Source organism: Pantoea sp. SoEX (genome assembly GCF_009829945.1).
Lineage (GTDB): Bacteria > Pseudomonadota > Gammaproteobacteria > Enterobacterales > Enterobacteriaceae > Pantoea_C.
The window spans coordinates 38028-53630 of the sequence record NZ_SZZT01000001.1 but is presented as its reverse complement, the minus strand read 5'-3'; the positions used below and the strand labels follow the sequence as shown (position 1 = coordinate 53630).

Below are 15603 nucleotides of genomic sequence, written 5' to 3'. Positions count from 1 at the left end.
GTTCTCTTAACCAAATAATTTTCACTTGTTTATTTTCATATTTATTATTCTATCCTGTATAGGAGATATACTAGTTTTAGCTGATTTTTTCCATTCTTCTCTTGCTTTTTGTTTTTCTCCCTTACTGAATAATGCTTCTCCGCGAACGTCAGCAATTATAGATGTCCAGCTATCATCAGTTATATTATCTAGAGTTTTAATCGCTTCATCTAATTTATTCTGTTCAATTTGAATACGTGCTAAACGCAACATTATCAGAGACTTAAAATTTATATCACTATTATATTTTAAACTTGTTCTTAATGTTGATGTTGCTTTATCTAATTGATTATTATTAACATAATATTTCGCTAATAACATTCCTGCCATAGAACCATAAACATTTGTATTTTTATTTATAAAGTTATTAATATCTTTTAAAGAATGCTCTGATAAATGTTTTCCAGATTGTTTAACTTGCATTGAACTGATTATTTTTTGATATTGTTCTAATAGGTCTTTAGTTTTAATATTATTTTCATTTGATTTTTGATAAAAAAATAACCATCCACTTATAATTAACATAAAAATAGATACGGAAAATATTAAAGACATAATTAATATTTTCCTTTTTTTATAAAGAAATTCTTTAAAATTTACTTTTTTAATTTCATTAATATGCATAATTGCTTAATCCATTATATTCATAGTACACTAAAATTTTTATTTTAATAAAAATTTTAGTGTACTTAAAATATCTAATTTAAATACAATTTGTTCTTTACCATTTCTTAAATCTTTAACTATAATATTATGTAAATTTCTATCGTTTTTATTTAATATTAACACGAAAGTTGCTCCCAATTTTGTAGCACGTATAATTTGTTTTTTTAAACTTGTATTTCTAAAACTTGTTATGAATGTTAATTCAGGTATTTTATCTCTTAACTCTTCAGCTAAATCTAAAGCAATTATTTTTATACCTTGACAATTAGTTATTATATGTACATCAAAATTACGATTATTTTTTAATTCAAAATTTGGATTTATTGTTTTAACTAGAAATAATAACCTTTCCATTCCTAAAGCGAAACCTACAGCAGGTGTAGAATAGTTGCTTAATTGATTAACTAAATTATCGTAGCGACCACCTCCACAAATAGTACCCTGAGCACCTAAAGAATCTGAAATCCACTCAATTACTGTACGATTATAATAATCAAGTCCACGAACTAAATTATGGTTAATTTTATATGATATGTTTAATTCATCAAGTAATTTACATAAGTTCTTAAAATGATTGAGAGAATCATCATCTACATAGTTAATAATCTTAGGAGCATTTTCCATTAGAGACTTAATTATAGGATTTTTACTATCTAAAACCCTCATAGGATTAGTATACATACGTTTTTGACAATTTTCATCTAATGAATCTTTATGTTTTTCTAAAAAATCAATTAGTACATTACGGTAATTCTTACATGAGTCAAATGAACCAATAGAATTGATTTCCAATCTAATATGATTATGTATTCCTAATGCTCTCCACAATCGGCTATTTATCATAATTAATTCAGCATCAATATCTGGTCCTTCTAAACCAAACACCTCTACTCCAAATTGATGAAATTGACGATAACGACCCATTTGCGGACGTTCATAACGAAACATTGGACCCATATACCATAATCTTTGTTCTTGATTATAAAGAAAACCATGCTCTATTCCAGCACGAACACATCCAGCAGTACCCTCTGGACGTAATGTAAGGACATCACCATTGCGATCGGTAAAATTATACATTTCTTTTTCTACTAAATCTGTAATATCTCCAATAGTCCTCTTATATAATGAAATATGTTCTATAATTGGCAACCTAATCTCGCTATAACCATAGCTGTTTAAAATATTTTTTAATATGTTTTCAATTTTTTGCCAAATATATACATTATTAGGTAAATAATCTTTCATTCCTCTTACTGCTTGAATATTTTTAGCTATGATCACATTACATATTCCTTATTATGTAAATAACAGTTAGAAATAAAAAACTATTTTATATGATTAATTGAATTTATTTTTTCAATAATTCATTAGAATATATTTTTTGATCAATATTCAATACTTTATTACGAATACGCATTTCTAATTGATCTATTATATTTTTATTATCAATCTTATTTTTATTACGTAAACCATCTTCATAAACACTGCTCTTATTTTTACCTCCAGTTAAACCTATTGTTGATGTAGCAGCTTCTCCCGGACCATTTACGATACAACCAATAATTGAAACATTGATTGGTATTGATATATCATGAAGGCGTTTTTCTAGTTCATTAACGGTGCTTATAACATCAAATTCCTGTCGAGAACAAGTAGGACAAGCAATAAAATTAACACCACGTGAACGTATATTTAAAGAGTGAAGTATATCAAAACCCACTTTAATTTCTTCTATAGGATTTGCTGCTAATGATACTCTTATTGTATCACCAATTCCTTCTGACAGTAACAGTCCAATACCAATAGAAGACTTAACTGTACCATTACGTATAGTTCCAGATTCAGTAATACCAATATGCAATGGTTGATCTATTTGCTTAGCAAGCAAACGGTAAGATTTTACTGCAATGGAAACATTAGAAGCTTTAACACTTACTTTAAATTGATCAAAATTAAAACGATCTAAATAATCTGCATGACGCATAGCAGATTCTACTAAAGCTTCTGGTATGACTCTACCATATTTATTTATAATATCTTTTTCTAAAGATCCCGAATTTACACCAATGCGAATAGGAATATTATTATATTTTGCACAATCTACTACCATGCGAATTTTTCTTTCATTACCAATATTTCCTGGATTAATGCGTAAGCAATCGGCTCCATATTCAGCAACTTTTAATGCAATACGATAGTCAAAATGAATATCAGCTATTAATGGTATATCTGTTTTTTGTTTTATTAGTTTAAATGCTTTGACAGCATCCATATGTGGTACTGAAATCCTAATGATGTCAGCACCTGCATTTTTAAGAGATTCAATTTGTTTAATTGTTGCATTAATATCTGTAGTACATGTATTGGTCATTGATTGAACAGTTATAGGAGTTCCATTTCCAATCGGTACTTTACCTACATGAATAAGTTTTGATTGACGCCGAATAATATGTTTTTTGCTATACACATATTTCTCCAAGAATTACCAGAACAAAGTAAATAGAATATTCTTCTATTATATAATTGTTAAAAAGAAACTACTACATATTATATTATATGTGATTAGTTATTTTTAACAGTACTGCATAATTATTTAATAACTTTATAATTGTTTAGTAAAAAAAGTTAATTATGCAATACAAAATTTGTACTGAATGCAGATTAAATGCAATATTTAAAATATAACGGTGTGTAATAATTGTAATGGGATATTTCATTTGCCTTAATAATTAAGATTATAATTGGTTGTCTTATAATATCCAAAATATTAATGATAATTTTTTAGTTTTTAACTATACCAGTCAATTGACCACAAGCTGCACTAATATCACTACCTCTATTTTTACGAATAATAGTATTAAATCCCTGCTCTGTTAAAATTTTTGAGAAACGCATGATACGATTATTAGAACTACGGAAATAAGATGATCCTGGAAAATAGTTCCAGGGGATAAGATTTATTTTACACGGTAAATTTTTAAGTAATTTTACTAATTCATATGCATGATTAATATGATCATTCACATGACTAAGTAAAACATACTCAATGGTAACAATTCCTTTTTTAGTTTTAGATTGTGCTAGATACTCTCTAATTTCTAACAAAACATTATTAATATTATATTTTTTATTGATCGGCATTATTTCGTTTCGTAAATTATCGTTTGGAGCATGCAATGATATTGCAAGAGACACGTCAACAAGTTCACTTAATTTGCTCAATGCTGGCACTATGCCAGAAGTTGATAATGTTATGCGACGTTTAGAAAAACCAAAACCAAAATCATCTAACATTATATTTATTGATCTTGCAACATTATTTAAATTTAATAATGGTTCTCCCATTCCCATAAACACTATATTAGTAATAGGATGCATATTACTTATTGATTTATTATTTTTTATAATATTAGATATACACCAAATTTGTCCAATAATTTCAGCTGTACTTAAATTACGGATAAATCCCTGTGTAGCAGTATAGCAAAATTTACATCCCAAAGCACAACCGATTTGTGATGAAATACATAGTGTAGCACGTTTTTTATAAGGAATATAAACAGTCTCTATAAACTGATTTTCAACTTCAAGAGACCATTTAATACTTCCATCAGAAGATCTAACCTCTTTAACTACACTAGGTATACTGATTTTAGCAAATTTTTCTAATTTAGAACGTAATTCTTTGTTAAGATTAGTCATATTATGAAAATCATCACAGTAATGATGATAAATCCATTTCATTACTTGATCTGCATGAAATGGTTTTTCTCCTAGCGAAACAAAAAATTCTTTCATTTTTTCTCTATTTAATTCAAGCATATTAATTTTTTGTTTTTCAAAAAATAATTTATTAAAAAATATAGAAGAAGGAGATTCTGATATTTCTCTAAACATAGGTTTACCTTAATCATTCTTTACATAAAACAATATAAATAATTGTTTTATATTTAGTTATTTTAAAATCAATTTACACCAGAAAATATCTCATCTTTTCTAAAAAAATAATTAATTTCAAACATAGCTGATTTTTCGGAATCAGAACCATGAAAACCATTTTCAGTATAGCTATCAGCATATTCAGCACGTAGTGTACCCTTTAATGCTTTAAGTGGATTAGTATCTCCTATTAATTCTCGATGTAATTTAATAGCATTTTCACTTTCTAATATAGCAACAATAATAGGTCCTGAAATCATGAAATTAACTAGATCTTTAAAAAAATACCTATTGATATGTAGTTTATAAAAATTTTCAACTTGTTGTTTATTTAACCGAATCATTTTTATGCCAATAATTTTAAAACCTGTAATTTCAAATTTATTGATAATTTTACCTATCAAATTTTTAGCTACTATATTAGGTTTAATTATTGAAAGAGTGCGCTCAAGTGTCATATTATTCTCTTAAATTTTTATTAAATAATGTTATTAAGATATTTTGTAAAATTAATTTTTTATTTTAGAAATATAATTCTATATTTTATATGATTATCTTATAATAAAATAATTTAGTAAAGTAATATGATTGATTAATATGAACAGTATAATTTTTTAAAACATTACAGTTATATCTTTTTTTTAATAATGAAAATCATAAAAAAAAGTAATTATCAAATTATGTCACTATTAATGTAACAATCAAAGATTCATTTTTCATTCTAATTTAAAATTAGAATTATCTCGATAAATAAGATACTGATTTTTTTATTAAAGATATAGCATAATCAATTTCTTCTATAGTAGTAAATCTGCCTATAGAAAAACGAATAGAATTATGTGCCATTTCTTCACTTAATCCTAAAGCACGTAATATATAAGAAGCTTCAAGATATGCGGAAGTACAGGCAGAACCAGAAGAAATTGCCAGATCTTTCAAAGCTAAAATTAAAGATTCACTATCTATGTTATTAAATCTTATATTAATAATATTTCCGATACTATTTTGTAAATCTCCATTAATTGATACATTATCTAATGTACAAATTTCTTGCCAAAACTTATTACGTAAATTTCTTAAATATATTGATTCTTTTTTAATGTATTTATTTGCAATACGATAAGCTTCTCCCATACCAACAATTTGGTGTACAGGTAAAGTTCCAGAACGTATTCCGCGTTCATGTCCTCCACCATGAATTTGAGTTGCAATTTGATGATAAGGTTTTTTGCGTACATATAATGCGCCTATACCTTTAGGACCATATATCTTGTGAGCTGAAAAGGACATCAAATCTACTTTTAATTTATTTAGATTAATTGGTAATTTGCAAATACTTTGTGATGCATCTACATGAAACATGATATTATATTTATGACATATTTCTCCTATATTGACAATATCTTGGATTGTTCCAATTTCATTATTAACATGTATAATTGAAACTAAAATAGTTTCTTCTTTTAAAGAGGATTTTAGTTCATCTACTGATATAAAGCCTTTTTTTGAGCATGGAAGGTATGTTATTTGAAAACCTTTATTTTCTAGATAATTACAAGTATCTAATACTGATTTATGTTCAATTACACTTGTAATTATATGTTGACCTTTTGTTTCAAAAAATTGAGCAGTTCCCTTAATAGCTAAGTTATTAGATTCAGTAGCTCCAGAAGTAAAAATTATTTCTCTAGGATCAGAATTCACTACTTTTGCTATTTGACTACGAGCAATATTTATTGCTTCTTCTGCTTTCCAGCCGAAACAGTGAGATCTAGAAGCAGAATTACCAAAAATTCCATCTTTAGTTAAATATTGCATCATTTTATTAGCAACACGTTCATCAACTGGAGTTGTCGAAGCGTAATCTAAATAAATTGGTAATTTCATTTTATAATTACTCCATTAATTTTATATAAAAAATATATTTATTACTAATTAATAATATAAATGTAATTATATAAAATAATCTTAATAGCATAAAACAAGCAATAAATTTAAACATTATTATTTGTTTTATGCTATATTAGAATCAACAAATATGTAAATTTTATATTTTTTAAAATAATATAAAAATATTTTTGAATTATATTTAAATAAATATATTTAATATTTTATTACCTTTTTAAAATACTATGAAAATCAATTTTGATTATATATGTTTCAAATTAATAATCATTTTATTTTCAATAAAATGTTATACATAATTGATTTTATATACATGTATAAATTTAATATTCTATTTCACGATATTTTCTTAAATAAAATAATTTTTACATTATTTTGATCATTGACAATTATTAATTTATGATATTTTAAAAAATTATTGTATAAAGTATTTTAAATATTTAAAATTAATTTATGATATAATTGATGTTATTAAGTAATAAAATAATATCAAATATAATTATTAAAACAACATATTGTATAATAATCAAAATTCAAGTAATCTATAAAATATTAAATTTACATTTCTAAATTTTACCTTTCTAATACGGATATTTAACGAGAAATAATAATGCATCCAATGCTGAATATTGCTATACGTGCAGTGAGAAGAGCAGGAAATTTAATTGTTAAAAATTATGAAATCGTAAGTACCGTTAAAATCAATCAACCCAATATCAAAAACATCACTAATTCTGTTAAAATTGAATTAGAAAAATTAATTATTGATGTGATCCGTAAATCATATCCTGAACACAATATTATTACTGAAATGCATGGTAAAATTATTGGTTCAAATAAAGATATAAAATGGACTATAGATCCTTTAGATTGTATTAGTAATTTTTTAAAATGTTTGCCTAATTTTTCAATTTCAATAACTTTAACTATGAAAAATCGCACTGAAATAGCTGTAATTTATGCTCCTATACTTAATGAAATATTTAGCGCTGTGCGCGGACAAGGAGCACAGCTTAATGGTTATCGATTGAGATGTAGTAATGCAGTAGATTTAAAGGGAACTATATTGGCTATAGGTTATTTATTATCTCTGCAGCAAGATAACCAAAAATATATTACTAAGATTAATCAAATATTTAAACATAATTATATAGATTTTCGTCGTACTGGTTCAGTAGGATTAGATATGGCATATGTAGCAGCGGGACGTGTAGATGGTTATTTTTATATTGGATTGAAACCTTGGAATTTTAGTGCAGGTGAGTTATTGGTAAGGGAATCAGGAGGATTAATTACTGATTTTAATGGCAATCATACAAATTCAAACAATATCATTGCGGCTAATCCCCATGTACTAAAATCAATATTATTAAAAATACGTAATATATAATTGAATAAAGAAAGGCGACAAGCATATGTCGCCTTTCTTAATTTCAAATACTGTACATTACAATAAATATATTAACTTTGCTTACTTCTATATCCTAACATACCCATAGCACTAGACAACAATGCTTCTGTTATCAATAAACACAGTGTATACCAAGTATTTTTTGATGTTGATTTTTTCAAATTTTCAATTTGGTCAGAAGAATTGTTTGAAGATAAAGTATTCTGAGTAATTTTTTTATCTTGATTTTTTTTGTCTATTTTTTTAGTTGTTTTATCAATATCCTTATCTGTTTTTTTAGAATTACTGGTAGAACTATTAGTAACAATTTTCTTTTGTTCTTTAGTATTATTTACCAATGATATTTTTTTAGTTTTATCATCTTCTGGTGATATTTTAGTAGGATTATCTTCTACTTTCTTAAACCAACTAACAAAATTTATATGTAATATATTAATATCATTATTTGTATAAGATAATTTTTTGTTATGAAATTTTTTCATTACTTTATTGAAATCATAATTGAAGTATCTTTGATCAGTATTAAAAGTTTGAGCAAATTCAATATATGCATTTCCTGTAAAATTATCTATTTTACTATTATCTAATATCTTTCCTTTATTACTATGAAATAACGTAGTAGGTAAAGATGTAACGTTAATATTCTCCTCTATGTTCTTGTTAAGACTAGAATGCGCAATATTTAAAATGTTACCAAAAATATTTGTGCCTAATGAAAATGCTAACCATGCTGTAATTAATGTATTTAAACAAAAAACTAATAATCCATGTAATGCTCCTGAACATTTTGCTAGACGACCAGCAACAAAACTACCGATTGATATAGATAAAAGTAAAGTAGCACCTATCCAAATTAATGAATTATTACCTAATTTATTCACACTCTGCTGGGTTTGATGTATATCAATTACCGTAGTAGTAATTGCTGTTCCTAACAAAGTAAGTAATATATGTAGTATAAAAGTAAATATTACTCCTACAAAAATTGCACTCCAAGAAATATAATCAGCATGTAGTAAATTACTTGTTCTTTCACTTACTGCAACTTTTTCCACATTACCATTATTGATTTTAGTATCAAACATAATAAACTCTCCTTGCAACAGGAAGTAAAGATACAGATTTTTCAGTATCACGAATATTTAATATGTATAGTTTAGATTAGTCAGAGAAACACTTTTTCACCAGAAAAGAGAACAAAGAAATATTAATATTATAAATAAAAATTAAATTAATATAATAATATCATTGAAGTGTAATTTATAACTATAAAGTAACAATATTAATAATTTTTACTTTAAACTATACATAAATATATTAATATCTTTCTAAGGATTATTTTCCATAACTTAAAATTATAATCCTACTTAACTTAATAAATCACAAATAAAAAAATTAAAACAATAACTTTATTATATATAAAAATTACTATTTTAAATATATATGTGAATTTAACGTAATTAAAGCGCATTATGATAAGTAAAATAAATTCATATAGTGCCTTTAGGATTTTATATTAATGACATAAATAAATAAAATATACATGAATTTTGATTGATTATCTTGAATAATTTAATAATGATAATTAAATCTAATTTTTATTTTTTAATATTTTAAAGAGCAAATATTAGTGATATACAGGATAACAACTACAAAGATTTAATACTTTTTGTTTTATATTATATATAATTGTTTTATCATTAATATTATCTAATATATCAGAAATCCATTCAGCTACGTTAGATACGTCTGATTCTTGGAAACCACGACGTGTTACAGCAGGAGTACCAATACGAATGCCAGAAGTAATAAATGGTCCTTTCAAATCATTAGGAATGCTATTTTTATTTACAGTTATGTTTGCGTTACTAAGAGCAATATCTGCTTCTTTACCAGTTAAATTTTTATTTGTCAAATCTAATAAAAACATATGATTAAAAGTACCATTGGAAATAATTTTATAACCTCTATTTATAAAAACTTGTGCCATAGATTTTGCATTACTAACTACTTTCTGTTGATATACTTTAAATTTAGGTTCCATTGCTTCTTTAAATGCAATGGCTTTAGCAGCTATAACATGCATCAATGGACCACCTTGATTACAAGGAAAAACAGCGTTGTTTATTTTATTATACATAATTTTGTTACCATTTTTTGCGACAATAAGACCACCTCTAGGACCAGCTAATGTCTTATGTGTTGTTGATGTTACAACATGAGCATATGGTATAGGATTAGGATATATTCCAGCTGCTACTAATCCTGCAACATGAGCCATGTCTACAAATAAATAAGCATTAACGCTGTCAGCAATTTGTCTCATTTTTTTCCAATTACATAAACCTGAATAAGCAGAAAAACCACCAACAATCATCTTCGGTTTATGCTCTCTTGCTAATCTACTAAGTTCTATATAATTAATATCCCCATATTCATCTATTCCATATTGGACTACATTATACAGTTTTCCAGATAAATTCACTGGTGCTCCATGAGTTAAATGACCTCCTTGGCTCAAACTCATACCAAGTATTGTATCTCTTGGTTGTAATAATGCCGTATATACTGCAAAATTAGCTTGAGAACCAGAATGCGGTTGAACGTTAGCATAGTCAGCATCAAATAATTTTTTTGCTCTCTCAATAGCTAATTTTTCTATTATATCTATATATTGACAACCACCATAGTAACGTTTTCCTGGATAACCTTCAGCGTATTTATTAGTAAGTTGCGATCCTTGAGCTTGCATAACATATTGACTGGTATAATTTTCAGAAGCTATCAGTTCAATGTGATTTTCTTGTCGTAACTTTTCTTGTTCCATAGCATTCCATATATCACTATCATAATCTGAAATATTTAATTTTTTCACTATGTACTTTCCTCAATAAATTTGTAATAAAAAATCTATGATTGGAAATTCAAATAATTATATTAATTGTTATAAAAAATAATTTTAATTGATATCTAATTGATTGTTTTTTTGGTTTAACTTATATTATAAAAATTGTTTACGTGCATTATAAAATATTTGCATCCAAGGACTATCTTCACCCCAAGAAATTGGATGCCAAGAATTGTTTATTGTACGAAACACCCTTTCAGGATGTGGCATCATTATTGTAATTCGTCCATCTTCATTAGTTAATCCAGTAATTCCTTTTGTAGACCCATTAGGATTGGCAGGATATTTTTCTGTAATTTTACCGAAATTATCAACAAATCTTAATGCAACAAGTTTTTTATCTTCTAAAGCTGACATAAGTTTATGTGAATGGATATCTATACAACCTTCACCATGAGATACAACAATTGGAATTTGAGAATCTTTCATATTTTCTAAAAATAGAGAAGGACTATCACTGATTTTTACTAAAACAAAACGTGATTCAAATCTCTCTGACTTATTTTGTATAAAAGTAGGCCATAAATCACTGCCTGGAACAATGGTCTTCAAATTAGATATCATTTGACACCCATTACATATACCTAAAGTCAAAGTTTGATTTGAGTGGAAAAAATCTGTGAATTCATCACAAATACGAGAATTAAATAATATAGATTTTGCCCATCCTTGTCCAGCTCCTAATACATCTCCATAAGAAAAACCACCACAAGCAACCATAACCTGAAATTCCTTCAAACTTATTGAGCCAGAAATGATATCACTCATATGTACGTCAATAGCAATAAAACCAGCTCTTTTAAAAGCAGCAGCCATTTCAACATGAGAGTTAATACCTTGTTCACGCAATATAGCTACTTTAGGATTTTTAGTTAGAAATGAAAAATTTTTTAATTGAAAAGTTAATTTTACATTTAATCCAGGATTATTATCTTGTTTTTTATATTCATGTTCTTGATCAGCACATATTGAATTATCTCGCAAACGTTGCATTTGCCAAGTTGTTTCTGCCCACCATTCACGAAGAAGTGAACATTTTTCACTATAAATTATTCCTTGTTTACCTGAACGAATTATTAATAAATTATTATTTTGAGCTCTTCCAATAATATGACTACAACATGTGAGATTTTTTTCTTTGAACACTTGATATACTGTATCATAATCAGATTTATTAATCTGAATTACTGCGCCTAATTCTTCAGTAAACAGTATAGATAAAGGATTATCTCCTAAATAATCAATGTCGACATCAATCCCGCAGTGTCCTGCAAATGCCATTTCTGCTAATGTTACTAACAAACCTCCATCTGATCTATCATGGTAAGCTAATAACTTTTTTTGAATAATTAATATTTGAATAGCATCAAAAAAATTTTTTAATTGTTCTATATCTCTTACATCAGCGGTTTCACTACCTAATTGCCTATATACTTGAGATAACGATGTTGCACCTAAAGAATTATTTTTATTTCCTAAATCGATTAATATTAATATATTATCACAATTAAATTGTATTTGAGGAGTAACCGTAAGGCGTACATCTTCTATACAAGCAAATGAAGTAACTATTAAAGACATTGGTGAAATCATTTCATATATTTTATTACCACTATACCAATTAGTTTTCATTGACATAGAATCTTTACCAACTGGAATAGTAATACCTAAAATAGGACAAAATTCTTCTCCTATATTTTTTACTGCTTGATATAGAATACTATCTTCTCCAGGATGATTGAATGCTGACATCCAATTTGCAGAAATCTTTACTTTTTTTAAAGAACCAATGTTTGTAGAAGCTATATTTGTCAATGCTTCTCCTATAGCTAGTCTACTAGAAGCGATAGAGTCTATTAAAGCAATTATTGGACGTTCACCTATGGCATAAGCTTCACCATGATAACTATTAAAACTAGCTGCAACTACTGCGGAATCTGCAACTGGAACTTGCCATGGTCCAACCATTTGATCTCTAGTTACTAAGCCAGTTACACTACGATCACAAATTGATATCAAAAATGTCTTTTCTGCTACTGCTGGTAAATGTAATACTCGTTTGACTGCATCATCTAATGTAATGTTATTAAATTTTAATTTTTTTCTGTTTATTTTTGGTATTTTTTTTGTACAAATTTTCATTTTAGGTATTTTTCCTATTAATATATCGATAGGAATATCAATAGGTTTATTTTTGAAATGATTATCAATCAGAATAATATTTCTTTTTTTTATAATTTGACCAACTATAGAATATGGAGCTTTTTCACGCTTACAAATAGAATCAAATTTATTTATATTTTTTGGCTCAATTGCAATGATATATCTTTCTTGAGATTCGTTACACCATATCTCTAAAGGGCTCATTCCGGATTCATCACACAATATATTTCTAATATTACAACAACCACCATATTTCCCAGAATTTATCAATTCTGGGATAGCATTAGATAAACCGCCTGCACCAACATCATGAATAAATAATATTGGATTATCATCTCCTAATTGTAAACAATGATTAATAACTTCTTGACAGCGACGTTGCATTTCTGGATTTTCGTGAGGTACTGATGAAAAATCAATATTAACCCGACCATATTTATCATTGATTTTAGAGGAAGCAGTGCTACCTCCTAAACCAATATTAATTGCTGGTCCTCCTAAAACAATTATTTTGGTATCAATTGAAATATTTCCTTTAAAAATATGTTTATTTCTAATAACTCCAATACCACCGGTTAACATAATTGGTTTGTGATAACCACGTAGTTCTATTTCACCATTATAGCTAGCAATTTTTTCTTCATAAGTGCGAAAATAACCACTAAGTACAGGACGGCCAAATTCATTATTAAACATAGCACTACCTAATGGACCATAAATCATGATATCTTTTGCACTTACTATGTTATTTGGTTTGCCGAAATGTATTTCCCATGGTTGTTCAAATCCAGGAATCAGTAAATTTGAAACTGAAAAACCTATAAGACCGGCTTTTGGTTTTGCACCTTTTCCTGTTGATGCTCCATCTCTAATTTCACCTCCTGCACCTGTTGCTGCTCCTGGCCAAGGAGCAATAGCAGTTGGATGATTATGAGTTTCTACTTTCATTGTGATATGTAAATCTTCATAATGATAACTATATTGCTTATTATGATTTTCAGGAAATAAAAATCCTGTTTTTGAACCTTTCATAACTGCAGCATTATCTTTATATGCTGAAAGAACATATTGTGGTGTTTGTTTGAAAGTATTTTTTATCATATCGAACAGGGATTTTTTTTGTTTTTTTCCTTCTATGGTCCAATTGGCATTAAAAATATTATGTCGACAATGTTCAGAATTAATTTGTGCAAACATATACATTTCAACATCAGTTAAATTACGACCGATCTTAAAAAAATGATCAAATAAATGATCTATTTCTTCTTTGGTTTGTGTCAAACCTAATTTTTTATTTGACTCAAACAAAGCTTTTTTGCCTTGATTGATTATATCAATATTTTTTAAGGGTTTTGGAGAATATTGTTTAAATAAATCTTCAATATTTGAAAATCCAGAATATATTGTTTCAAATCTACTATTTTGTAACAAATTTTTAGCAATCTGCTCCCATTGCAGTTCATTTAAATTGGAAGAATTAATGTAATAGGCTATGCCCCTTTCTATCCTAATTATTTGAGGAAAATTACAATTATGAGCAATATCTGTAGCTTTTGAAGACCATGATGATACCATGCCAGGTCTAGGTGCTACTATCAGCATACGGCTTTGTAAAAAATTTTTAGGAGTCAAATTTTTTTTATTGTTAATTAAAAACTGTAATCTATTTTTAGTATTTTCGTCTAGAGGGATTTGCGTGTATATAAAATAAACATATTCAGTATAAACATTATTTATTGTCAAGTTATAATCTTTAAGGGTATTAATTAATTTTTTTTTATAAACACCGGAGAGAATAAAAATATCACGGAATATTTCAATCATATAACATCTCTTATTTTATGCAAAACAATTATATGTATTAAAAAAATTAACGATAAATTATATTGTAGATATTATTTAGTAATATACAAAAAATGACAACAATTCAGTTAATTGATAATTGTAGTGTACTATCTATTCTAAATTTAAATAATAATATTAATATTTAATATATTACATAAATGATTTATCATATTATTACTTAATATGCTATATTATTAACTTCAAAAAATAGAATTAATGATTATTTTAACGATACTTATTCATGACATTAGATTTTTTTCTACGAACTATAGCAAAAAAATTATGTAATAATGAAACACATTCTTTAGGTAATATACCAGAAGTGAATTTTATTTTGTGATTTATTCCAGAATAGTTCAAAACATTCATTACTGATTCTATTGCACCAGTTTTAATATCATTAACACCGTAAACTAATCTATCAATACGACTATGAATCATTGCTCCTGCACACATTATACACGGTTCTAAAGTAACATACAGTGTAGTATTTAATAAACGATAATTTTTTAAAATCTTACCACCTTCTCTTATTGCTATAATTTCTGCATGTGCGCTGGGATCATGTTGTTGAATACAACTGTTCCAACCTTTACCAATTACTTCGGAGTTTCTTACTAAAACTGCACCGACAGGTATTTCACCTTCTTTAAAAGCTATGTTTGCTAATTCTATTGCATACCTCATCCAATATTCATCTTGTAGTTGATTACAATTCATATAT

At 26.7% G+C, this 15603-nt stretch carries 11 protein-coding genes; 1 reads left to right on the top strand and 10 read right to left on the bottom strand.

The features are described from left to right. Nucleotides 1–21: 21 nt before the first annotated feature. The 6 genes from FD726_RS00240 to FD726_RS00215 all read right to left on the bottom strand — a co-directional run bounded on the left by FD726_RS00240 (nucleotide 22) and on the right by FD726_RS00215 (nucleotide 6534). A complete protein-coding gene (locus FD726_RS00240; protein ID WP_159989586.1) occupies nucleotides 22–594 on the bottom strand; it encodes a YfgM family protein in 573 nt (190 codons plus the stop codon). A gap of 108 nt (nucleotides 595–702) precedes the next feature. Next, nucleotides 703–1983: a histidine--tRNA ligase gene (gene hisS / locus FD726_RS00235; RefSeq protein ID WP_159989809.1), complete on the bottom strand. Its 1281-nt coding sequence runs from the start codon at nucleotides 1981–1983 to the stop codon at nucleotides 703–705. 73 nt (nucleotides 1984–2056) lie between these two features. After that, nucleotides 2057–3175 carry a flavodoxin-dependent (E)-4-hydroxy-3-methylbut-2-enyl-diphosphate synthase gene (gene ispG / locus FD726_RS00230; RefSeq protein WP_159989585.1) on the bottom strand — a complete coding sequence of 373 codons (1119 nt, stop codon included), beginning with the start codon at nucleotides 3173–3175 and terminating at the stop codon, nucleotides 2057–2059. A 314-nt stretch (nucleotides 3176–3489) separates the two neighbouring features. After that, nucleotides 3490–4605, bottom strand: a complete 1116-nt coding sequence (gene rlmN / locus FD726_RS00225) for a 23S rRNA (adenine(2503)-C(2))-methyltransferase RlmN (protein WP_159989584.1) — start codon at nucleotides 4603–4605, stop codon at nucleotides 3490–3492. A 68-nt stretch (nucleotides 4606–4673) separates the two neighbouring features. Further along, nucleotides 4674–5105, bottom strand: coding sequence for a nucleoside-diphosphate kinase (gene ndk / locus FD726_RS00220; RefSeq protein ID WP_159989583.1), 432 nt, complete (start codon nucleotides 5103–5105; stop codon nucleotides 4674–4676). Between the two features lie 280 nt (nucleotides 5106–5385). Then, nucleotides 5386–6534: an IscS subfamily cysteine desulfurase gene (locus FD726_RS00215; RefSeq protein WP_159989582.1), complete on the bottom strand. Its 1149-nt coding sequence runs from the start codon at nucleotides 6532–6534 to the stop codon at nucleotides 5386–5388. A gap of 628 nt (nucleotides 6535–7162) precedes the next feature. On the opposite strand from FD726_RS00215, the gene suhB reads away from it, so the two are divergent. Continuing rightward, the gene (gene suhB / locus FD726_RS00210) at nucleotides 7163–7942 is read left to right on the top strand and encodes an inositol-1-monophosphatase (RefSeq protein ID WP_159989581.1); all 780 of its coding nucleotides are present in this window, start codon (nucleotides 7163–7165) and stop codon (nucleotides 7940–7942) included. 71 nt (nucleotides 7943–8013) lie between these two features. Here the strand turns inward: suhB and FD726_RS00205 are convergent, their stop codons facing one another. The 4 genes from FD726_RS00205 to tadA form a co-directional block, all read right to left on the bottom strand. Next, nucleotides 8014–9048 (bottom strand): YrzE family protein, encoded by a 1035-nt coding sequence (locus FD726_RS00205; protein ID WP_159989580.1) that lies wholly within the window; start codon nucleotides 9046–9048, stop codon nucleotides 8014–8016. A 542-nt stretch (nucleotides 9049–9590) separates the two neighbouring features. Then, nucleotides 9591–10838, bottom strand: coding sequence for a serine hydroxymethyltransferase (gene glyA / locus FD726_RS00200; RefSeq protein ID WP_255454557.1), 1248 nt, complete (start codon nucleotides 10836–10838; stop codon nucleotides 9591–9593). 126 nt (nucleotides 10839–10964) lie between these two features. After that, the gene (gene purL / locus FD726_RS00195; RefSeq protein ID WP_159989579.1) at nucleotides 10965–14858 is read right to left on the bottom strand and encodes a phosphoribosylformylglycinamidine synthase; all 3894 of its coding nucleotides are present in this window, start codon (nucleotides 14856–14858) and stop codon (nucleotides 10965–10967) included. A 246-nt stretch (nucleotides 14859–15104) separates the two neighbouring features. After that, nucleotides 15105–15599, bottom strand: a complete 495-nt coding sequence (gene tadA, locus FD726_RS00190; RefSeq protein WP_159989578.1) for a tRNA adenosine(34) deaminase TadA — start codon at nucleotides 15597–15599, stop codon at nucleotides 15105–15107. Nucleotides 15600–15603: the final 4 nt, after the last annotated feature.

Coding starts and splice junctions, on each gene's coding strand:
- rlmN (WP_159989584.1), bottom strand. CDS start 4,605: ATGTTTAGAGAAATATCAGAATCTCCTTCTTCTATATTTTTTAATAAA.
- purL (WP_159989579.1), bottom strand. CDS start 14,858: ATGATTGAAATATTCCGTGATATTTTTATTCTCTCCGGTGTTTATAAA.
- suhB (WP_159989581.1), top strand. CDS start 7,163: ATGCATCCAATGCTGAATATTGCTATACGTGCAGTGAGAAGAGCAGGA.
- FD726_RS00215 (WP_159989582.1), bottom strand. CDS start 6,534: ATGAAATTACCAATTTATTTAGATTACGCTTCGACAACTCCAGTTGAT.
- FD726_RS00205 (WP_159989580.1), bottom strand. CDS start 9,048: ATGTTTGATACTAAAATCAATAATGGTAATGTGGAAAAAGTTGCAGTA.
- FD726_RS00240 (WP_159989586.1), bottom strand. CDS start 594: ATGTCTTTAATATTTTCCGTATCTATTTTTATGTTAATTATAAGTGGA.
- ndk (WP_159989583.1), bottom strand. CDS start 5,105: ATGACACTTGAGCGCACTCTTTCAATAATTAAACCTAATATAGTAGCT.
- tadA (WP_159989578.1), bottom strand. CDS start 15,599: ATGAATTGTAATCAACTACAAGATGAATATTGGATGAGGTATGCAATA.